This window comes from Catenibacterium mitsuokai (genome assembly GCF_025148785.1).
Lineage (GTDB): Bacteria > Bacillota_I > Bacilli_A > Erysipelotrichales > Coprobacillaceae > Catenibacterium > Catenibacterium mitsuoka.
The window spans coordinates 1,246,831-1,269,233 of sequence record NZ_CP102271.1; the positions used below are offsets into that span (position 1 = coordinate 1,246,831).

A 22,403-nucleotide genomic window follows, 5' to 3' on the forward strand; every position below is an offset into this window, starting at 1 on the left:
ATGGAGATACGGGCGATTGCACCGAATGAATGGAAATACACCTATTCCCAGAGTATGCAGATAACAGGACAGACAGGCAATATCGGTCATCTTCGTGGCGACTTCGACTCTGGCGGTTATGGATTTTATACCACTTGGAACGACCACAGACCGCAATGGAAAACAGACGAATTTAAGACAGAGCTTGACGAGGTTATCAACGCCCTGCGTTCTCCCGAATATGGGCTGTTACAAAATCGCCCTGCTATGAGCGAGTATGCAAGGCGTTTCCCCGATAGTGCCTTTAAGGGAAACTACTGCACCGAGTACGGCTTACGAGTGGATACCGAAAAGTATGCCTATCTGCTCCGCTTAAATCCCACAAAGGGCGACTATAATTTTTACTGCTATTGCTATGTCAAGGAATGGCTCGACAAGCATATCGGCAATGCAGAAAAAGGTATCCGTTTTATTGACTCTCATTACAAGGAGCTGTTTCGTATTCCAGACGGCGGCAAAATTCGTGTTACCTCTGCTTGGGGCGAAAAGTCGGAACACACCTGCCGTTATATCGACGAGTATCATACCGAAGTCGGCAATTACCTCTATCATATCTGCGAGTTTGCCGAGCGTATGGAGAAAAACGGTGCGACCTATGAGCCGATACTTGCTGAGCCGCAGGCGGTCAAAGCACCGAAGCATAAGAATTTAGAACGATAAGGAGGATTGAGAAAATGGCTGTAAATCAAAAAGCAATTAAGGTCTTGAACAAGATTTTTGAAGCTGGCTTTACCGATGAAAAAGAGATTTCCGCAATGACAATGGATGATATTCTCTCTATGCAGGGCATCACGGTTGCGGACATTACCATTATCAACGACCTGCAAAAGAGTATCAAGGCGAACAAGGTCATTTCCTTTCTGGGCGGTGGTGCGGAATGAAAAAGCACAGATATAAAGATTTAAGACGATAAGGAGGTGTACGAAAATATGGCTGCGAAGTATCAGCTAATTACAGAACTGTATCAGCGTACAGGTGCTGCGGTTTCGAGGAATCCGCAGGCGTGGCAGAACTTTCTATCCTCTGCCTGCCGAAATTATAAGTGCCGCTTTGATGAGCAGCTCTTGATTTTCGCTCAACGCCCCGACGCTACTGCTGTAACCACGCTTGAAACTTGGAACAAACAGTTTAAGCGTTGGGTAAATAAGGACAGCCGTGGAATAGCGGTGTTTGATACGAAAGGTCGCAGGAATACCCTCAAATATTACTTTGATGTTTCCGATACCCACGAGGGATATTATAACAGCCGCCCTGTTCCGATATGGCAGATGAATGAGCGATACGAGCAGGCGGTCATTGAACGGCTCTCCGACAGGTTTGGAGATTTAGAGGGTAACGATTTGGACGAAGCTCTTATGCAGACCGCTAAAAACGCCGTTGAGGACAATTTGCCCGATTATCTGGCACAGCTTAAAGAGTGTACGAAGGACAGCTTTTTAGAGGAACTTGACGACTTCAATGTTGATGTTATCTATAAGCGGCTTGCGGTGAACAGCGTAGCTTTTATGCTGATGAGCCGTTGCGGTCTGGATACAGGAGAGTATTTTGAAACCGAAGATTTTTCGGACATTATCAATTTTAATACCCCTGCCACGATAAACGCTATCGGACTTGCCACAAGCGATATTTCCGAAATGGTACTCCGAGAGATTTCCCAGACCGTCCGAAATGTGCAAATTGCAGAGAAAAACCAAAATCGCACCTTTGCATCAACAGTCCGAAATCAGTATGATAAGGGCAGAAAACAACCCGAAAGGAGCAACGATAATGAGCGAAATCACTTACACGAAACAGGGGGATTACCTTATTCCCGACCTAACATTACCGACAGAGCCAGAACTTCAGCTTGGCAGATACGCTATGATGCACAGGAATTATCTGGAGCAGAACAAGCGAGTGACTTATCTCAATCTGCTGACATCGGGCAAATTGAACGAACATCTCTACCAGACCGAACAGACCGCACTCCAGAGATTGGAGCTTCTGACGAAGCAGCTCTCCGAGGAACAGGGCGTGACGGAGGAGCTGAAAGAGAAAGCACCGATGCAGTGGGTAGGAATGATGAACAATATCCGCAGTCAAGCGGAGGAGGTCATCTTGACCGAACTGATTTACAAGTAAGCATTGCCAACGAAGATGAGGTCAGAGCCAATCTCCCCACAGTGGATGAACAGATTGAAATGATGGTTGAAGCAGAGGAAGAAAAGTCCTCTGCTTTTTCCGTTTCACAGGAGGATATTGACTCTGTTCTGGTAAAGGGAAGCGGTTTTCAAGACGGCAAGTACCGTATTTATCGTCAGTTCTGGAAGCACGAGGATAGCAAGAAAAATATTGAATTTCTTAAAAAGGAATATGGTATCGGCGGCGGTACGCATTTCTATCCAGACGGTACACAGGGCGGTGCTTGGTTTAGTGGAAAAGGTATTGCCATAGAAAAGCACGGTTCATATACCGAACCCGATGTACTTCTCCCTTGGTCAAAGGTTGAAAAACGCTTGCGTGAGTTGATAGTGAAGAATAAATGCTATCTCAATCCAAAGGAGGAAGAACATTACGCCGACTATCTGGAAAAGGTCGAAGCTCCGCAATATGAGATTGACACCCAAAGGAAGATACGGCGACAGGTCTTTATTGACTCAAAGCGTGATTTGCCCCCTGCTGATAAACGAGATACCCTTGCTTTGCGTTTGTCCGATTTCATTCGTGACTTGGATAGATATGAGAAAGACTTGCTTGCCAATGTGGAACGCACAGACCTTGAAAATGTAACTGCCGAGCAAATGGAGCAGCATTTGTCTGACCCTGCCACCGTTCAACAGCTCATTGATTTTTTGAAATCCATACAATGGAAAACAAGTGATGTTTTCAGCCGCAGTAATGCGTGGAGCTTCGGACAGGAGCTTTTAGAGCTGCATCCTCTGCACTACCTCTATCACGAGGGCGATGTGGTGTATATTGATGCGTATCAGTATGAGATAATGACAATTTCCGAGGATAGCGTTTCTCTGCAAAATGTCGAGTTTCCTCTGTTCGGTAAAGAGTTTAGTCGTGGCGACCTTGAAGAAAAGCTGAAAGAAAACTCCGCAAACGACCATTTGAAAGTGGTTGTTACCGAGAAGCATAAAACAGAAACACTATCCGAGGAAAAGCCCGACAGCTTGGATTTTTCTATCAGCTTTTCGGAACACCCTGCCTTTTATGATAAGGAGTTCAATGACCGCTTTACCAATTTGAGCTTTGCTCTTGGAAACAAGCTCCTCGGCGTTTTGGATGAAAAACAGCACCGTGAGCGTGAGGGCGATAAAAATATCGGTTGGTATCACAAGACCGATTTTGAGATTTCCGCTGTTGTTGACGGAGAGGACATCCACTATGACGGACGGTTTGACATTGGCGACGGTGAGGGCGATTTGATTGCCCATATCAAAAATTACTATGATTACTGCCTATCCCCGAACTGCCCTTTTATCCCAGAGTGGAAAAAGCAGGGCGAGGACTACTACCGAGAGAAGATGGAGAGTTTGTGTTTCGGGCGTGAGAAGTTCATTCCCTATCTGGAGCAGCACACCGAGCTAACGAAAGAGGATGAAACGCTCCTTGCCGAGATTATGGCTACCGAAAGCGACTGGTTTAGAGTACCCGAAGAAAAATCGTCCGTTGACGAGATGATTGCATACGCTGAACAGGTTGCTGCGGAAAGCGAAACCGAGCCGCCAGAGGAACGCTTTGAGGTTACAATGACTTCCGATGCGTTTCCCGACCCCGAAGATGCCTACGCTATCTGGGATAACATTCGAGAGGAATACTATGCCGATGATTACGGCAAATTGTTGACTTATCCTACCGAGGAGCAAGCCGAAGCAGGACTTTTGAAAGTCAGAAAGACCGTGGCAGATAAGGAAGCCGAGGAATGGCTGTATGCGGAACGGGCAAAGCAAGGCGTAGAGCCTGCCCCAGAGCAGGACAATTCTGACCTCATCGGCAAGGAAATCACGCTTGATAATCGCCGTTATGTCATTGAAAGCGTTGGTAAAATCAGCGGTGATGTTTCTATGCGTGACATCACATTCCAGAACGAGGTAGGCTTCCCGATTAACCGTGTGGAGAAGATTACCCGTGTCCGTGAATGGTTAGACGCACAGGAACAGGCAGAGCCGCTTCCCGAAAAAGAAAAAGCCCCTGCCGTTACCGCAGACCGCAACAACTACCGCATTACCGAGGATACTTTGGGCATTGGCGGAGCAAAGGAAAAGTTCAAGGCGAATATGGCGGCGGTCAATCTCTTGCACGACCTTGAAATCGAAAACCGTCTTGCCACACCCGAAGAACAGAAAATACTTGCAGGATATGTGGGTTGGGGCGGTCTGTCTATGGCGTTTGATGAAAACAATGCGGCTTGGGCAAATGAATTTAAGGAGCTGTATGTGACTCTCTCCCCAGAGGAATACCGTGCCGCAAAAGAGTCCACGCTGACTGCCTTTTATACGCCGCCTGTTGTTATCAAGGCAATGTATGAAGCACTTGACCGTCTGGGCTTTTCCGAGGGCAACATCTTGGAGCCGTCCTGCGGTACAGGCAATTTCTTTGGTCTGCTTCCCGACAGTATGGCAAAATCAAAGCTCCACGGTGTAGAAATCGACTCATTGACAGGCAGGATTGCAAAGCAGCTCTACCAGAAAGCGAATATCGCCATTGAGGGCTTTGAAAAAACAAAGCTCCCAGATGACCACTTCGATGTGGTGCTTGGCAATGTGCCGTTTGGCGATTTTAAGGTAAACGACAGCCGATACAACGCCCAAAAATTCCTCATACACGATTTCTTTTTTGCAAAGGCATTGGATAAAGTCCGTGCCGGCGGCGTGGTGATGTTCATTACCTCTAAGGGTACGATGGATAAAGCAAGCCCAGAGGTGCGGAAATATATCGCCCAGAGAGCAGAGCTGTTAGGAGCAATCCGTCTGCCCGACAACACCTTCAGAGCAAACGCAGGCACAGAGGTCACAAGTGATATTCTCATTTTGCAGAAGCGTGACCGAGTAATCGACATCGAGTCAGATTGGGTACACCTTGATACGGACGAAAACGGCGTTACGATGAACAGCTATTTTGTCGAACACCCCGAAATGGTGCTTGGCAATATGGTAATGGAAAGCACACGCTTCGGCAAAATGGACGCAGCCTGTAAAGCAAAAAAGGATATTCCTCTTGCCGAGCTGCTTCACGAAGCCGTGCAGAACATTAACGGAGAAATCCCCGAGTATGAGATTGACGAAATCTCCGACGAGCAGGACGAGGTTATTCCTGCCGACCCCCAGCGTTAAAAACTTTTCTTACACTCTGGTAAACGGCAAGGTCTATTTCCGTGAAAACGATGTGATGACACCTGCCAATCTTTCAATGACCGCCGAGAGCCGTGTTAAGGGCTTGGTGGAAATTAGGGATTGTGTGCGGAAGCTCATAGCATACCAGACCGAGGACTATCCAGAGGAACTCATACGCACCGAGCAGGAAAACCTTAACCGTCTGTACGACGCCTACACAGCAAAGTACGGTCTAATCAACAGCCGAGGGAACTATCTGGCGTTTGCTTCGGACGAGAGCTACTTCCTTTTATGCTCTCTGGAGGTGCTTGACGACGAGGGCAATTTCAAACGGAAAGCCGATATGTTCTCCAAGAGGACTATCAAGCCCCACCGTGCCGTGACTTCCGTGGAAACGGCAAGCGAAGCCCTTGCAATCTCCATCGGAGAAAAAGCCTGTGTGGATTTGCCGTTTATGGCGAAGCTGACAGGCAAGGAACAGGCGGAGCTAATCCGTGATTTACAGGGCGTTATCTTTAAAATACCCCAATCCGAGCCTGCAAAATATGTGACCGCAGACGAATACCTGTCTGGCAATGTCCGCAATAAACTTGTGATTGCAGAAACGGCGGCAAAGACAGACCCAGAACTTATAATCAACGCCGAAGCACTCAAAAAGGTTATTCCAAAGGATTTGAGTGCGGGCGAAATCTCCGTGCGGCTTGGTGCTACTTGGATACCGCAGGAGGATATTCAGCGGTTTGTTATAGAGCTGCTGACCCCATCGAGCTATGCGGCAGGCAGAATCAGGGTACGCTATACGGCGATAAACGGCGACTGGTTTATAGAGAATAAGAGTTCCGATTACGGAAATGTCAAGGCGGACAGCACCTACGGTACAAAGAGGGCTTCCGCCTATCGTATTATCGAGGACACGCTGAATCTGCGTGATGTGCGTATCTTTGACTATGTTCTGGACGAACACGGCAACCGAAAAGCGGTATTTAACCATAAGGAAACCACGGCAGCACAGGCAAAGCAGGAAGTAATCAAGCAGGCGTTTCAAGATTGGATATGGAAAGACCCAGAACGCAGAAACCGTCTTGTCCGTTCCTACAACGATACTTTTAACTCTGTCCGACCCCGTGAGTATGACGGCAGTCATATCACTTTCGGCGGTATCAGCCCAGAAATCACGCTCCGACCTCACCAAGTCAATGCGATTGCCCATATCCTTTACGGCGGCAACACGCTCCTTGCACACAAGGTCGGTGCAGGCAAAACCTTTGAAATGGTCGCCGCAGCACAAGAAAGCAAGCGACTCGGACTCTGCCAAAAATCTATGTTTGTTGTACCAAACCACCTTGTCTGTCAATGGGCTTCCGAGTATCTGCGATTGTATCCGAGTGCCAACATTTTAGTGGCAAGAAAGCAGGATTTTGAAACCGCCAACCGTAAAAAGTTCTGCGGCAGAATTGCCACAGGCGATTACGATGCGGTCATCATCGGGCATAGTCAGTTTGAAAAAATACCGATGAGCCTTGAACGGCAGTACAATATGCTCCAAGAACAGCTTGACGATATTGAGCGTGGTATTGACGATATTCAAAAATCCCACGGTGAACAGTTTACGGTCAAGCAGTTAATGAAAACCAGAAAGTCTATCCAAGCGAAGCTCGACAGGCTCAACGACACCAAGCGTAAGGACAGCGTGATTGACTTTGAGGAATTGGGCGTTGACCGCCTGTTCATTGACGAGAGCCATTTTTATAAAAACTTGTACCTCTACACCAAGATGAGAAATGTCGGCGGTATTGCTCAGACCGAAGCACAGAAAAGCTCCGACTTATTTATGAAATGTCGCTATCTGGACGAAATCACAGGCAACCGAGGTACGATATTTGCAACGGGGACGCCTGTTTCAAACTCAATGGTGGAGCTGTATTCTGTTCAAAGGTACTTGCAGTACGACACGCTGATGCAGAACGGCTTGCAGCATTTTGACAGTTGGGCTTCGACTTTTGGAGAAACGGTCACGGCTCTGGAGCTTGCTCCAGAGGGCTATACTTTTATAGGACGATGAATTTAACTGTCCTAAATTGAAAAAATACATAAGGAAGGAGGTAAAAAGAATGTCAAGGACTTCAAGAATTACAGCACTTTACGAGCGTTTGTCGAGAGATGATGACCTTACTGGCGAGTCAAATTCAATAACCAACCAAAAGAAATATTTGGAAGATTACGCCCGAAAAAACGGTTTTGAGAATATCCGCCATTTTACTGATGACGGATATTCGGGTGTGAATTTCAATCGCCCCGGCTTTCAATCTCTGATAAAAGAAGTTGAAGCAGGAAATGTAGAAACCTTGATTGTTAAGGATATGAGCCGATTAGGGCGAAATTATCTGCAAGTAGGGTTTTATACGGAAGTTTTGTTTCCACAGAAAAATGTCCATTTCCTTGCAATTAACAACAGTATTGACAGTAACAACGCTTCGGATAATGATTTTGCTCCGTTTTTGAATATTATGAATGAATGGTATGCCAAAGACACGAGCAATAAAATCAAGGCTATATTCGATGCTCGTATGAAAGACGGAAAGCGTTGTAGCGGTTCTATCCCTTATGGATATAACCGACTGCCGAGCAATAAACAAACGCTTGTAGTTGACCCTGTGGCTTCGGAAGTGGTAAAGCGTATCTTTCTGCTTGCAAATGAGGGCAAAAGCCCACGAGCCATAGCGGAAATACTGACCGAAGAAAAGGTTTTAATTCCTGCCGCATATGCAAAGGAATATCACCCCGAACAGTACAACGGAATTAAGTTTGCAGACCCTTATATTTGGGGCATATCTGCCATTAGAACGATTTTAAGCAGGCAAGAATATCTTGGGCATACTGTTTTAAGAAAGTCGGTCAGCACCAATTTCAAACTGCATAAGAGAAAGACTACCGATGAAGATGAGCAGTATGTGTTTTATAACACCCACGAGCCTATCATATCGCAGGAACTTTGGGAAAGCGTTCAGAAGCGAAAGAAACGAGCGAACAGAGCTGCGGCAAGAGGAACGCACAGCAACCGATTAAGCGGTTATCTGTATTGTGCCGACTGTGGCAGGAGAATGACTTTGCAAACGCATTACAGCAAGAAAGACGGTTCTGTTCAGTATTCTTACCGTTGCGGTGGGTATGCAAGCAGGGTTAATTCCTGTACTTCCCATATGATTAGTGCTGATAATGTTGAAGCCTTGATATTATCGGCAGTTAAACGCTTTTCAAGGTTTGTTCTGAATGATGAACAAGCCTTTGCCTTGGAACTGCAAGCTCTGTGGAACGAAAAGCAGGAAGAAAAGCCGAAACTTAATCAATCGGAACTGCAACGCTGTCAGAAACGCTATGATGAACTCTCCACGCTTGTTCGTGGGTTGTATGAAAATCTCGTATCAGGTTTACTGCCCGAAAGACAATACAAGCAACTGATGAAGCAGTATGACGATGAGCAGGCGGAACTGGAAACGAAAATGGAAATGATGAAAACAGAACTTGCCGAAGAAAAAGTAAGTTCCGTTGATATTAAACATTTCATTTCGCTGATACACAAATGCAAAAATCCTACGGAAATCTCCGATACGATGCTTAATGACCTTGTTGATAAGATTGTGGTTTATGAAGCAGAGGGTGTGGGAAAAGCACGAACACAAAAAGTTGATATTTATTTTAACTATGTCGGTCAAGTAGATATTGCCTACACCGAAGAAGAACTTGCCGAAATAAAAGCACAGCAAGAGCAAATTGAACAGCAACGCTTGGCAAAACAGCGTAAGCGTGAAAAAGCCTACCGAGAAAAGCGAAAGGCATTGAAAATCGCTGAAAACGGTGGTGAAATCGTTAAGACAAAGGTTTGTCCTCATTGCAACAAGGAATTTGTCCCGACAAGTAACAGACAGATTTTCTGTTCAAAGGAGTGCTGCTATCAAGCAAGACAAGACGGAAAGAAAGCCGACAGAGAAGCGGAAAAAGGCAATCATTATTATCGTCAGCGTGAATGTGCTGTGTGTGGCAATTCCTATTGGCCTACACACAGCCAGCAGAAATTCTGCTCCGAAGAATGCCAAAGGGTAAATCACAATAAGAAAACTTTGGAGTTTTACCACCATAAAAGAGAAAAGGAGAAGTCGCAATGCAAAGATTTATCACAGACGAAAGAACGGGTATCCGATATGAACTTATCGGGGACTATTACTACCCCTGCCTAACCGCAGAGAAAAAGCCTTTGCTCTCAAGGTACGGAAGAATTCGAGAGCGATATTTGAAAGAACACAAGCGAGTTTTATATTACACTCTGCTGACAAGCGGAAAGTTATATGAACACCTTGCCGAGATTGACACTTCAGCTTGTGATATGGCTGAATATCTCATAAAGGAAATGGCAAGAAAGCAAGGAGTTACCGAGCAATTAAAGGCTGTGGATATGATGAGATGGATAGGATTGATGAACAATATCAGAGTTTGCGTAGATGAAATCGTATTAAAAGATATTGTGTATTCATAACGGAATACTGCCCGAAGAAGAACTGCTGTCGAGTGATGGCAGTTTTTTTTCGGTAAGTGTTCAAGAAGTTATTAAGTCGGGAGTGCAGTCGAAGTGGTTTAACGCTATTGACAAAACGCCTAATTTACGCTATAATAATGGAAAATTACGCAAGGAGGTTGCCTAATGGATTTGGGTGAGGCTATCAGAATAACAAGGCAAAAAGCCTTTTACACACAAGAAGATTTTGCACAAAAACTTAATGTTGCTTTGTCAACCGTTAATCGTTGGGAACTTAATAAAGCAAAGCCTAATATGAAGGCTATGAAGGCAATTAAAGTTTTCTGTGAAGAAAATGAGCAACCATTTGAATTTATTGAAAGTCAATGGCTTGGTTACTCAGAGGAGGAAAACAAGTGAACGAAACAATTAAATTTGTCGATTTGTTTGCTGGGATAGGTGGAATACGCAAAGGTTTTGAGTTGGCGTGTTCAGACAGAGGTGTTAAAACGGAATGTGTTTTTACTTCGGAAATCAAACCGTATGCTATAAAAGTCTTAAAGCAAAATCACCCAAATGAAACGATTACGGGTGACATTACACAAGTTGATGCAACAAAAATCCCGGATTTTGATTTCTTACTTGGGGGATTTCCGTGTCAAGCGTTCTCTGCTGCGGGGAAAAGATTAGGTTTTGAGGACACGAGAGGAACATTGTTTTTTGATGTTGAACGCATTATGAAAGAAAAACGCCCCTATGGATTTGTCCTTGAAAATGTTGAAGGCCTTGTAAATCACGATAAAGAAAATCCAAAAGATAAAATCGGAAGAACTTTAACTACTATCCTTGAACATCTCGAAGCATTAGGTTACAAGGTATCTTGGAGAGTGCTTAATGCGAAATACTTTGGCATTCCACAAGAGAGAAAACGAATTTATATAGTTGGGACAAAAAAGGAAAAGCCAAATCTTGAAAAGTTTCATCGTCTGGACTGCTCTTTGGCAGATGTTTTAGAAACTGGTATTCCAACTATGGACAGTAAGTTTACAAGACTATTGTTAAAGCATTATTCAGTCGAAGAATTATTTGGAAAAGCAATTAAAGATAAGCGTGGTGGCAATAACAATATTCATAGTTGGGATATTGAACTGAAAGGCTCAGTAAGCAAAGAACAAAGAAAACTTCTCAATACTATGATGACTGAACGAAGAAAGAAAAAATGGGCAGAAGAATATGGTATTGATTGGATGGATGGTATGCCTCTAACAATTGATATGATTCGCTCGTTTTGCGACTTTCCAAACTTAGAAAAAATGTTAGAAGATCTTGTTTCAAAAAAATATCTTCGCAAAGAATATCCTAAGCGTAAGGTCGGTAATCGTAGAGAGCAAGATTCAAGTTTGCCATTAGGCTATAATATAGTTGCAGGAAAAATGTCATTTGAGGTAAGTAAAGTTTTATCGCCAGATGAAATTGCACCAACATTGGTGGCAATGGATATGCAACATTTATTTGTTCCAGACGGAGATGGTATTCGTCAACTAACGCTCAGAGAAGGCTTGAGATTATTTGGCTATCCCGATGATTACAAATTTGATGTTTCTATTGATGAGGGATATGACCTTTTAGGAAATACAGTAGTAGTTCCGGTGATTAAGGCTGTTTCTGAGAGAGTTCTTGATATATATGAAAGGGATTGTTTGAAATGAAATTAACGGCTCAACAAATTTATGACAAACTTATAAATGAGGATAAAATTAAGACGGTGAAAGGACAAATTCGCTTTCACTTGGGCGATGTTAGTATTATCGTAAAAAGGAAAGATGTTGTCGGAAATATCCTTCAAGAATGGCTTGAAGGATGGCTTGCTGCAAGAAACATAGAGTTTGACCCAAATCCAAACACTCAAATGCCACCAGATGTTTATTTGAACCCGGAAAATCACACAGAAAATCTTCTTGAAATAAAAGCGTTCAATAGAGAGTCAAGTCCTGCTTTTGATATTGCGGATTTTAAGGCTTTTGTAAACGAACTCATTGAAAAGCCATATCATATCGACACGGATTTTCTTATTTTTGGATATGTTATGGATGAAGAAACTGGAGATGTAATAGTAAAAGACCTTTGGCTCAAAAAGATATGGGAAATCACAAAAACAATGGATAATTGGCCTATTACTGTTCAATATAAAAACGGAATTTTACAAAAAATGAGACCGGGTAACTGGTACACTACAAGAGGAAACGCTCACGTTTTTGAGTCGATGACCGATTATCTGTCCGCCTTTGAGGAAACGGTATACCAGAACCCTGAAACAAGAACGCAGGGTGCACAATGGAAAAACAGATTTAAAAGAAGTTATAAAAACCACTATGGAGTAGATATTGATTTCCCCAAATGGGATGATATTAAAGGAAAATACGGCAGAAATTAAATCTATACATATATGGCGAAAAGCACCGTAGCAATACGGTGTTTTTTGTTACCCTAAAACCTAAAATCCCATACATAACCACGGGTTAGTACAAAGACCTTGTGTTTCTTTTGAAAGGCTTAAAACGAGGATTTCCCTTGATTTACGCTCCGAAAAGCAACACAAACAAGGCTGATGTATCAATCTGTGGTTTTTATATTTTCAGACGAAAAGGAGAACAAAAAATGATGAAACAAATTGAAAATGAAATTAATTTCAGCGTACCTCTTGAAATTATCAAGGCAAGTGAAATCGAGCCGAAAGAAGTAAAATGGCTGTGGTATCCGTATATTCCGTTTGGCAAGGTTACGCTGTTGCAGGGAGATCCGGGCGATGGAAAAAGCAAGTTAATGCTTTCCATTGCCGCCCTGCTCTCAAAGGGCGAACCTCTCCCTTTTATCGAAACGGAAGAAAACGAGCCTATGACTATCATTTATCAGACAACGGAAGATGACGCAGACGATACCGTAGTACCCCGTTTCAATTCTGCCAAAGGGAACGGAGAAAATCTAATCTTCATTAAGGAAGATGAAAAGACTTTATCTTTTGGGGATAACCGTATTCGTGAAGCGATTGAAAGGTATAACGCAAAACTTTTAATCCTTGACCCGTTGAGTTCCTATATCGGAGAGAACTGCTCTATGAACAATGCCAACGAAACAAGAGCCGAGTTTAATCATCTGATAGCGGTTGCGAAAGATACGGGTTGTGCGATTGTCATTATCGCTCATATGAACAAGATGAAAGATAATAATCCACTCTACCGCACCAACGGCTCGATTGACATTGCAGGTGCTGCAAGAAGCATTCTTGCAATCACACGCACACCGAACAAGGAAGCACCTGCGGAAAGATATTTGGTGCAAGTGAAATCAAATCTCGCACCAACAGGTTCGGCAATTCTTTTTGAGGTTGCCGAGAAAGGTGTGGACTTCATTTCCGAAATGGAGATGACAGCCGAAGAAGCGTTTTTATCTCTTGCTCCACAAATGGGCAGACCGAATGAAAAAGAGATGAAAGCAAAATCATTTCTCATTGAAATGTTGCAGGGCGGAGAAATGCTTTCTTCGGATTGTGAAGAAAAACTTGAAGCCGCAGGGTTTAAGAAATCGACTATCAAAAAGGCAAAGAAAAACGCAGGAGTTATCTCCAAGAAGAAAGGTTTTCTCTGGTATTGGTCTTTGCCGATGGGCGATATACCGAGAGAATAAAAACAGATTGTCTGACGGTGGGACAGTCTATTTTTGTGATTGAGGTATCAAAGGAGGTCAAGGGGGAACACCCTTGCCCACGACATCTTTGCAGACGAAGTCTGAAAGTGTCATAGTGGGTTACACACATTCAAAGAATGTTGTGTAATGGCTTCGCCCTACCGAGAAAGGAGAACGAAAATGGCGAAAGAAAACAAGGCGGATATGAGTTGTGCAAGGGTAAAAAAGTATTCCGCTTCTGATGTGAGCAAGGCGGAAAGGCATAACGAACGCAAAAATGAAACCTACGAAAATATGAATGTCATTGAGGAGCGCATACCTTTTAATGTGCATTTCAAAAAGCCTTTTGCTCCGACCTATATGGAACAGTTGAAGCAGATGGAAACCGACGGTCTGGTATCGCTTCGTGGATTGAGAAAAGACGCAACACTCTTTAATGAGATTGTGATTGATGTGAATACGATGTACTTCGAGCGTAACGGTGGCTATGAGTATGCAAAGCAGTTTTATGAAGAAGCCTATCATTTCATCGAGAAAAAATTCGGTGCTGACAATATCATATCGGCTGTAATGCACGCTGACGAAATCAATGTAGCTGCGACCGAAGAACTCGGAAAAGAGGTTTACCATTATCATCTGCACGCTATGGTATTGCCCGTAGTCGAAAAAGAAATCTTATGGAGCAAGCGTTGCAAAGATGAAAAACTGCGAGGAACGGTTAAGGAAGTGGTCAATCAGATAAGCCATTCAAAGAAGTGGAAATCGGATATTCCGCTAACCGATGAAAAAGGCAATCCGTTATTGCGAAAGAACGGAAAACCAATGTTCCGAGCCTCATACAGCATACTTCAAGATGAGTTGTTCAATTATATGACCGAGCAGGGCTTTAAGGGCTTTCAGCGTGGTGAATACGGAAGTACCGCCGAACATTTAACCTCTTTGCAATATCAAATAAAGCAGGACAAGGAACGCTTGGAGGAACTGCAACAGCGTATTCAGAAAGAGCAAGTGAAATATGAGCCTGTCCGTCATATCTCGAAGACCTTAAACGAGATTGACGGTATGGGACAGAAAACATTTACAGGCAAGATGGCAATATCCAAAGAGGACTACTCACAACTGACTGCACTTGCCAAAGAGGGCATTACAAGTCGTGCCGAAATCAAGTCATTAGAGCAAAATGCAAATTATTACAGGCAGAAGTATTTTGACAGTGCAAACGCACTTGAAAGAATGAAAACCAAATACAACGAGCTGAAAGAAAAATGCAGACCGTTTCTTGAAGCATTGGAACACTTCCCCGAAGTTGCCAAACTTTTCACCGAAAAAGTAAGGCAACTTTTTTCTTTTAATGAAGAACAACAACGAGCCGAAAAAGAAGCAAGGGAAAAAGAAAGACAAGAGCGTATCAAGGCACGAAGAAATAAGCGTGATATGGAAAGATAATCACTTCGACTACACTCCCGACTTAATGACTTCTTGGATTGTTGGGAATGTATTTTCGGGCAGTAATCGGGACACTTGGCAAACGAGTGTCCCATATTTTTTGAAAGGAAAGGAAGTGAAACAATATGGAAAACAAAAATTCAAGTTATTCGGTGCAAATTGGAAAGACCACTTTTATTGTGTGCGTGAAGCAGTCGGAAACCGCTAAAAAGCCGATAGAAAAGGTATTTAAGGATATATGCAGACACGAGGTTCAGGAAGATTTCTTTTCAGCCGGTTTGTTAAGTTTAGAAAAATTAAAGAAATCATCTTGACAAATTCGTTCCCGAGGGTACGAACTACCGTGCTAAGACGAGATTTGCAAAATTTTATAACCTGCCAGAGCTTATGCAGATGTTCCGAGAGGTTGCGGACATTCAAACCGCCGATATGTTGAAGCTCCCCGTTCCAAAGGTCAATTACCACAATATCAAGACCAAGCCGAGCGAGATACAGACAGAAATGGTCGCCAACCTTGCCAAGCGAGCCGAGAAAGTCCGTGCCAGAGCTGTTGAGCCGAACATCGACAATATGCTCAAAATCACGAATGACGGGCGAAAACTTGCACTCGACCAGAGAATGATTGACCCGATGCTGCCCGATGACCCCGACAACAAGGTCAATGCCTGCGTGGATAATGTCTATCGTATCTTGGAGGAACACGCCGACACGAAAGCAACGCAGCTTGTGTTCTGCGACCTCTCCACTCCGAAAAATGACGGCAGCTTTAATATTTATGATGATATTCGGGGGAAGCTCACCGAGCGAGGTATTCCTGCCGAACAGGTACGATTTATCCACGAAGCGACCACGGACGCACAGAAAAAGGAGCTGTTTGCAAAGGTACGAAGCGGCGAAGTCCGTGTGTTACTCGGCTCTACCCCGAAAATGGGAGCAGGCACAAATGTCCAAGACCGCCTTATCGCCATTCACAATTTGGATTGTCCGTGGCGACCCTCTGACCTTGAACAAAGACAGGGGCGTATCGAAAGGCAAGGCAATATGTTCCTAGAGGTTGAGGTTTACCGCTATGTTACAGAGCAGACCTTTGACGCATATCTCTATCAGTTAGTGGAGAGCAAGCAGAAATTTATCAGCCAGATAATGACGAGCAAAAGCCCTGTCCGTTCTGCCGAAGATGTGGACGAGGTTGCTTTATCCTTTGCAGAGGTTAAAATGCTTGCCACAGGCGATGAGCGTTTCAAGGAAAAAATGGACTTGGATATACAGGTATCGAAGCTCCGAGTGCTGAAACAGAGCTATCTGTCCGAGCATTACGACCTTGAGGACAGAATCTTACAGCAATTCCCAAAGCTGATTAAGGAGTATGAGGAACGCATTACAGGCTATGAAGCAGATACCGCACTTGCTGAACAGCACAAGCCGCAGGGCGAGGATAAGTTCTGCCCGATGACCTTGCAGGGCGTGACCTACACCGAAAAAGCCGATGCAGGACAAATGCTGCTTGCTATTTGTAAGGAGCATCCGCTGTCACAGCCGACTGAAATCGGCAGCTACCGTGGCTTTCAGTTGGAGGTTTATTATGACACAATCAATTCCCATTATTGCTTAAACCTCTGCGGAAAGTGCAGGCATAAGGTTGAGTTAGGCTCTGATGCTCTCGGAAATCTGACCCGAATTGAGAATGAGTTGTCAAAGCTCCCTGTCAAACTTGAAGCCGCAAAGACCAGAAAGGAGGAAACTGTCGCACAGCTTGAAAACGCAAAGGTTGAGGTGGAAAAGCCATTCGCCTTTGAGGAGGAGCTGAAAGAGAAAACCGACAGGCTGAACGCCCTTAACATCGAGCTGAATCTGGACGAAAAAGACCCCTCTGCCATTGATACCGAGCCAGAACAGGGCGACGAGCCGCCCGAAAGAAAAAATAAGAATTTGGAACGGTAACACCGTTTGCACATTTGTATTGTGGAAATCTGGGCATTATAATAGGTGTAGATTAGCAAACAGCGGAGGTGGTAAAGGTGTCTGGCGAGTTCAGATTTGAAACATTTGTAGATGTCCACAGCAATATTTTTAATGAGTATCTCAGCTCTGTCATAGCGAAGCTCCCGAAAGAAAACGAGGAATACCGTGCCGTACAAGTCAAAATCAAGAAATTGTATGAAAAATATCCAAAGGTGTTCGGCGTGTTTGATATGGAGAAATCTGCGGAGCTGACCGAGGAAGAATGTGCGGCTCTCATTGAGGTAATGGAGCTGAAAAACAAGCTCACAGACTTGGAAATGCAGTCCGTCTATTTTCGTGGTTGCTATGATAGTGTAGGGTATCTCAAAAAAGCAGGAATTTTATAACGGACTGACCGAAGAAAAAGGCGGCGTTGGCGTGAAGCTGATGCCGTCTTTTACATAGCCGAGAGGTGGAAAATAATATGTCTTTGTGGTATAATTGGTGACACGAAAAAATCTAAATTAAAAGAAATGAGGTAATAAAATAGATGAGCTTTAAAGAATGGTTTGATACAAATTGGTATTCAAACTGCTTTACTATGATAACCGTTGTGTTATCGGGAATAGTATCATTGATAATTTCAGCAGTTTATTATCATAAAGGCAATAGGAACAACTTAAAAATGTCAGTTATCTATCCAATAGTTAGATTGCTAAAAGACGGATATACTCGGCAAAATTACAATTCATTATGCGAGATTTCCAAGGAGTATAGTACACGATATATGAGCAAGAATGAAGCAAAAAAATTGATGTTGCTTTTGGTTGCTTATAAAGAGGTCAGCACTTATAGTGATATTTATGTCAAAGCTGCTATATTATTTTCATATTTTGAGTACAAGCTGAAGAAAAATCAAATAGAAGTCAAGCCCGTTCCTATGGAATATGATGGAGAAATTGTTTATTATGATTATCCCCCAGACCTGCATTATTTGTCCAATGATTTAGAAAGGGCATTAAAAAATTTCGACCCCGATTGCGAGCCAGATGAATGCAAAGATGCAATAATTTCTCTTTATTCGCATTATTGCAAGGAATACTATTCTTCAAAGGAAATCGAATATTTTGATGATTATACACTTCAAGAGGTATTAGAAAAATCAAAAATTCGTGAAGAATGGGATAATAAATTCGATGCTGTTAAAAATGCAAAAGAGCAGTTTTTGACTTTGAAAATAGCTAAGGAAATTACAACTGAATAAGGTTATATACTGTTTTACATAGCCGAGAGATTTTCATTTAAAGGAAAATCCCTCGGCTTTTTCCATTTTAAGGAGGTGATTTTACCAATTGAGAAGCAACAGACCCTATGTTCAGCTTGACCCTGCCGTGATTGAGCAGGCACGGCAAATGGACTTGCTGACTTATTTGCAACACTATGAGCCAAGTAATCTAAGGCGTGTGGCAGGGAATGTTTACTGTACCAGAGAACACGACAGCTTGAAGATTTCCAACGGCAAATGGTATTGGTGGTCGAGAGGTTTCGGCGGCGTTTCCGCCCTTGATTATCTCATCAAGGTCAAGGAGTATTCCTTTGTGGAAGCCGTGCAACAGCTCACAGGCGAGGTCGGTCATTGGATACCGCCGCCCCCTGCTCCAAAGAAAGACGAGCCGAAAGAGCTGTTACTACCGAACAGATTTAAGAACTGCGACAGAGTGATACAGTACCTTTTCGGGCGTGGCATTGACTATCAGCTCATACAGGACTGCGTTGCGGACGGTACGATTTTTGAGAGTGCCGAGTACCACAACGCTGTTTTTGTTGGCAAAGACGAAAGCGGAACACCCAAGTATGCTGCCTGCCGCAGTACCCTCGGAAGCACTTTTAAGCAGGACGCATCGGGCAGCGATAAGCGGTATTCGTTCCGACTGTTGGCGAAAGAGCCGACAGCTTCGGTGCATTTGTTTGAAGCCGCTATTGATTTATTGTCCTATGCCACCTACCTCAAATGCGAGGGCAAGGACTACCGAAAAGAAAATCTGCTCTCTTTGTCGGGCGTGTATCAGCCCAAGAAAGAGATACAGGACAGCAAAGTGCCGATTGCTCTGACCACATTTTTGAAAGAAAATCCGCATATCAAGACCATCATTTTGCATTTGGACAATGACAAAACAGGTCGGCTTTGTACCGCTGCATTGAAAGAACTGCTCAAAAAAGACTATGAAATCGTTGATGACCCTCCGCCTGTCGGCAAGGACTTCAACGATTTTTTATTGTCCTATTTAGGTATGGAACAGCGAAAGACGAGCCGTGAAAGGAGTGATGCCCGTTGATTGTCCGCTGAATTATTTGCCCAAAAGCCAACAAACCAAATCAATTTTAAGAACGAAAGTGAGGAATTTACCCAATGAAAAAGTATGATGTAACCCTGCGAGGACACTATGAAAAGACTATCTCCGTCTATGCGGACAGCCCCGAAGAAGCAAAGAAAAAGACCGAAATCGTCCTTTTCGATACCGACCTTATCGACTTTACCGACGACGATTTTGTCTGCGGCGAAGCCGACATTACCGAGTCTTTGACGGACGGTTGCGAGGACAATGAGGACGAGGACGCCTGTCTTGAGTATGAGGATTGTTCGGAATGTCCGTACTTCTGCCCCGTATGCGGAGAATGTGTGTACGAGGACGAGTGCGAAGATTAAGTCTTACCAAGCACTGAATTTGGCTAACCAAATTCGCTTGTTAGGGGCTGCCCCTAATACCCCATAAAAACAGGAACACCGCAAGGGTATCCCATTTTGCCGTGAAGAACACGGCATACAGAAGAAAGGAGTTTTTAAGAATGAATGAGCTTTTGTTTTTTATTATCGGCACAATGCTCGGCGGTCTGGTCGGCGTTGTGCTGATGTGCCTTTTACAGATAAACAGGCTCTCCCAAAGAGAGGAAGTGGAAAATGCGAAAACGAAATGTGCAGATACTTTTCCGCTTGAATGAGGAAGAAGCAGACTACCTTTATGACCTTGTCAAACGCTCTGGTCGTTCCAAAGAAGCGTTACTCCGTTCAATGGTCAAAGGGTATCGGCTCTGCGAGAAGCCAGACCCAGAGTTCTATCAGATTATGCGTGAGCTGTCCACCATCGGCAACCGTATCAACCAGCTTGCAGTTAAGGCAAACGCCCTTGACTTTGTGGATACGCCTATGCTCCGTGAGGAAGTGAAAAAGTGGCAGCAGTTCCAGATGGATGTCCGCAAAAAATATCTACTCCCTAAAGGGAAGTCGGACTAATGGCAGTCTGCGAGATATGGGACGTACGTGGCAGGCTCGACCACCCAATCGACTATGCCAAAAATCCAGATAAGACCGCCAATCCGAAATATACCGAAGCTGACTTGCAGGCTCTCGGAGATGTGATGAAATACGCCACCAACGGCGATAAGACCGAGAAGCAGTTTTTTGTTACAGGCGTAAACTGCGATACCGCAACTGCCAGAGATGAAATGCTGATTGCCAAAGCCCAATGGAATGATGAAAGCGAGATTGTCTGCTATCACGGTTTTCAGAGCTTTAAGTCTGGAGAACTAACGCCAGAGCAGGCTCACGAGGTCGGAGTAAAACTTGCCGAGAAAATGTGGGGCGATAGATTTCAAGTGATTGTTGCCACCCACCTTAATACGGACTGTCTGCATAATCACTTTGTGGTCAACTCCGTTTCCTTTACGGACGGCAAGCATTATCACGACAACAAAGCGAACCTGCGGCTTCTGCGTCAGCGTTCCGATGAGCTATGCCGTGAGTATGCTCTGTCCGTGATTGAACACCCAAGCGGCAGGAAAAAGCCATACGCCCTTTATCAAGCGGAGAAGCAAGGACTTCCCACCAGAGATAATGTGGCAAGACAGGCGGTTGATGAAGCTATCTCAAAATCATTTACGCTCAAAGACTTTGACCGTCTTATGGCGGAAATGGGCTATAAATGCAGTTTTGACCCCAACCGCAAATATTGGACGATTATCGGCAGAGGTTGGAAACGCCCCAAGAGGTTATACAAGCTCGGAGAGGATTATACCAACGAGCGAATTATGGAGCGTATCCGTGAAAACTCCTACGCCGTAAAGTTTAACCGATTTACCGAGCCGACAAAACAGGTCAAAGCTTATCGACTTAAAGGTTCTTTGTCTGGAGCGAGAAAAATCGGGGGCTTGCGTGGGCTGTATCTCCATTACTGCTACAAGCTCGGTATCCTGCCGAAGGGCAGAAAACAAAATTATGCGAAGCTCCATTATATTCTCAGGGACGACCTTATGAAAATGGACGCTATCACAAAAGAAACAAGGCTGCTTTGCCGCTGTCACATTGACACCGCAGAGCAGCTTTTGTCCTATCAAGGCTCTTTGGAAACGGAAAAGAATGAGCTGACCGAACAGCGTAAGGAACTTTATTCCCAGAGCCGCAAATTAAGCGGCGAAGAAAAAGAAGCGGTCAAGGCTCAAATCTCCGACATTTCAAAAAGGCTTGGCGAAATCAGAAAGGAGGTCAGGCTCTGCGAGGGTATCGCCGCCCGTAGCGGTACGCTCAAAGAAAAATTGCAGACAGTGCGGGCAGATGAACAGGAAATTAAACGAAAGGAGCTGATGAAGAATGAACACAGGCGGCGATGCGGCGGAACAAATCGTGAGGATGAGCTTAGAGGGATTTGAGGTTGCCGCAAAACTGACAGGTGCAGGTGCGAAGAATATCGCTGTACTTCTGTATTCCATTCTCAAAGAGGAACAGAAAACCAAAGGTAAAGCAAGGCTGACAAGTATGCTCCGTTCTGGCAAGGAGCTGAAAGTCTTTACCGTGAAGAATGAGGACTTGAAACGCTTTACGCAGGAGGCGAAAAAATACGGCGTTCTCTATTGCGTTTTGGCTGACCGTAAGAACAAAGACCCCAATGCGGAGGTGGATGTGATTGCCCGTGCCGAGGACGCATCGAAAATCAGCCGTATTGTGGAACGCTTCAACCTTGCTTCGGTGGATACCGCTTCCATTGTGACGGAGGTTGAGAAAAGTAAGGATGAAAAAATCGATATGCCAGAGCCAGACATCGGCGTGCAGGAAAAGGCAGAGAAAGATAAGCTGCTCGACGCTCTTATGGGCAAGCCAACGCAAAAGGAGGAAAACTCTACAGAAAACCCCTCGGTGGCAAAGACAGAAAAATCCCCTCCGTCCGAGCCTTTATCCGAGAAGCCAAGCAAGTCCGCAGAGGGGGCTACTATGACTGACAGGAAACCGTCCGTCAAAGAGGAATTGCGGAAAATCAAGGAGAGCCGCAAAGAGCAGGAAGCCGACGCCCCTGTTGCCCAGGACAAAAGCAGGGCTTCCGACAGGGCAAAAGGTAAAGTCGGCAAGACTGAGCATAAGCAGCCACCGAAAAGAAAATCCCCTAAAAAATCGAAAGGAGAAAGATAAACAG

At 44.3% G+C, this 22,403-nt stretch carries 20 protein-coding genes and 2 pseudogenes; all 22 read left to right on the forward strand.

Translation table 11 applies throughout. From position 1 onward, the window contains the following. The 22 genes and pseudogenes from NQ499_RS06205 (at position 1) to NQ499_RS06300 (ending at position 22,399) form a co-directional block, all read left to right on the forward strand. The gene (locus tag NQ499_RS06205) at positions 1–699 is read left to right on the forward strand and encodes a hypothetical protein (RefSeq protein ID WP_006506527.1); all 699 of its coding nucleotides are present in this window, start codon (positions 1–3) and stop codon (positions 697–699) included. Between the two features lie 14 nt (positions 700–713). After that, positions 714–920 (forward strand): hypothetical protein, encoded by a 207-nt coding sequence (locus tag NQ499_RS06210; protein WP_006506526.1) that lies wholly within the window; start codon positions 714–716, stop codon positions 918–920. Positions 921–1,806: 886 nt separating this feature from the next. Next, positions 1,807–2,160 carry a TnpV protein gene (locus NQ499_RS13650; protein ID WP_074075048.1) on the forward strand — a complete coding sequence of 118 codons (354 nt, stop codon included), beginning with the start codon at positions 1,807–1,809 and terminating at the stop codon, positions 2,158–2,160. An 857-nt stretch (positions 2,161–3,017) separates the two neighbouring features. Further along, positions 3,018–3,488: pseudogene (locus NQ499_RS13655) on the forward strand (LPD25 domain-containing protein); the annotation flags it as partial. A gap of 741 nt (positions 3,489–4,229) precedes the next feature. After that, positions 4,230–7,422 (forward strand): annotated as a pseudogene (locus NQ499_RS13660) (N-6 DNA methylase); the annotation flags it as partial. A gap of 49 nt (positions 7,423–7,471) precedes the next feature. Next, complete coding sequence (locus tag NQ499_RS06220; protein WP_006506523.1) at positions 7,472–9,595, forward strand: recombinase family protein; 2,124 nt, start codon at positions 7,472–7,474, stop codon at positions 9,593–9,595. Between the two features lie 17 nt (positions 9,596–9,612). Beyond that, on the forward strand, positions 9,613–9,891 hold the full coding sequence (locus NQ499_RS06225; protein ID WP_050772183.1) for a TnpV protein: 279 nt from the start codon (positions 9,613–9,615) through the stop codon (positions 9,889–9,891). Positions 9,892–10,056: 165 nt separating this feature from the next. Further along, on the forward strand, positions 10,057–10,290 hold the full coding sequence (locus NQ499_RS06230) for a helix-turn-helix domain-containing protein (RefSeq protein WP_006506521.1): 234 nt from the start codon (positions 10,057–10,059) through the stop codon (positions 10,288–10,290). Then, positions 10,287–11,579 carry a DNA (cytosine-5-)-methyltransferase gene (gene dcm, locus NQ499_RS06235; protein ID WP_006506520.1) on the forward strand — a complete coding sequence of 431 codons (1,293 nt, stop codon included), beginning with the start codon at positions 10,287–10,289 and terminating at the stop codon, positions 11,577–11,579. The genes NQ499_RS06230 and dcm overlap by 4 nt, the downstream gene beginning before the upstream one ends. Next, positions 11,576–12,304: an NgoBV family restriction endonuclease gene (locus tag NQ499_RS06240; protein WP_006506519.1), complete on the forward strand. Its 729-nt coding sequence runs from the start codon at positions 11,576–11,578 to the stop codon at positions 12,302–12,304. The genes dcm and NQ499_RS06240 overlap by 4 nt, the downstream gene beginning before the upstream one ends. A 224-nt stretch (positions 12,305–12,528) precedes the next feature. Beyond that, positions 12,529–13,554, forward strand: a complete 1,026-nt coding sequence (locus tag NQ499_RS06245; RefSeq protein WP_238319891.1) for an AAA family ATPase — start codon at positions 12,529–12,531, stop codon at positions 13,552–13,554. Between the two features lie 180 nt (positions 13,555–13,734). Next, positions 13,735–15,000, forward strand: coding sequence for a plasmid recombination protein (locus tag NQ499_RS06250; protein WP_006506517.1), 1,266 nt, complete (start codon positions 13,735–13,737; stop codon positions 14,998–15,000). 125 nt (positions 15,001–15,125) lie between these two features. After that, on the forward strand, positions 15,126–15,314 hold the full coding sequence (locus NQ499_RS06255) for a transposon-encoded TnpW family protein (RefSeq protein WP_002570986.1): 189 nt from the start codon (positions 15,126–15,128) through the stop codon (positions 15,312–15,314). 79 nt (positions 15,315–15,393) lie between these two features. Next, a complete protein-coding gene (locus NQ499_RS06260) occupies positions 15,394–16,941 on the forward strand; it encodes a helicase-related protein (protein WP_081455850.1) in 1,548 nt (515 codons plus the stop codon). Between the two features lie 77 nt (positions 16,942–17,018). Continuing rightward, complete coding sequence (locus NQ499_RS06265) at positions 17,019–17,348, forward strand: DUF6664 family protein (RefSeq protein ID WP_021983571.1); 330 nt, start codon at positions 17,019–17,021, stop codon at positions 17,346–17,348. 143 nt (positions 17,349–17,491) lie between these two features. Continuing rightward, positions 17,492–18,205, forward strand: a complete 714-nt coding sequence (locus tag NQ499_RS06270; protein WP_006506512.1) for a hypothetical protein — start codon at positions 17,492–17,494, stop codon at positions 18,203–18,205. A gap of 88 nt (positions 18,206–18,293) precedes the next feature. After that, positions 18,294–19,277: a DUF3991 and TOPRIM domain-containing protein gene (locus NQ499_RS06275; RefSeq protein ID WP_040390095.1), complete on the forward strand. Its 984-nt coding sequence runs from the start codon at positions 18,294–18,296 to the stop codon at positions 19,275–19,277. 74 nt (positions 19,278–19,351) lie between these two features. After that, positions 19,352–19,648, forward strand: a complete 297-nt coding sequence (locus NQ499_RS06280; RefSeq protein ID WP_006506510.1) for a hypothetical protein — start codon at positions 19,352–19,354, stop codon at positions 19,646–19,648. A gap of 140 nt (positions 19,649–19,788) precedes the next feature. Continuing rightward, on the forward strand, positions 19,789–19,941 hold the full coding sequence (locus NQ499_RS06285; protein WP_006506509.1) for a DUF3789 domain-containing protein: 153 nt from the start codon (positions 19,789–19,791) through the stop codon (positions 19,939–19,941). Further along, the gene (locus NQ499_RS06290; RefSeq protein WP_040390094.1) at positions 19,901–20,233 is read left to right on the forward strand and encodes a plasmid mobilization protein; all 333 of its coding nucleotides are present in this window, start codon (positions 19,901–19,903) and stop codon (positions 20,231–20,233) included. Before NQ499_RS06285 ends, NQ499_RS06290 begins: the two co-directional genes overlap by 41 nt. Next, a complete protein-coding gene (locus NQ499_RS06295) occupies positions 20,233–21,645 on the forward strand; it encodes a relaxase/mobilization nuclease domain-containing protein (protein ID WP_006506507.1) in 1,413 nt (470 codons plus the stop codon). The genes NQ499_RS06290 and NQ499_RS06295 overlap by 1 nt, the downstream gene beginning before the upstream one ends. After that, positions 21,587–22,399, forward strand: coding sequence for a PcfB family protein (locus NQ499_RS06300; RefSeq protein ID WP_040390093.1), 813 nt, complete (start codon positions 21,587–21,589; stop codon positions 22,397–22,399). Before NQ499_RS06295 ends, NQ499_RS06300 begins: the two co-directional genes overlap by 59 nt. The last annotated feature ends 4 nt before the right edge of the window (positions 22,400–22,403 follow it).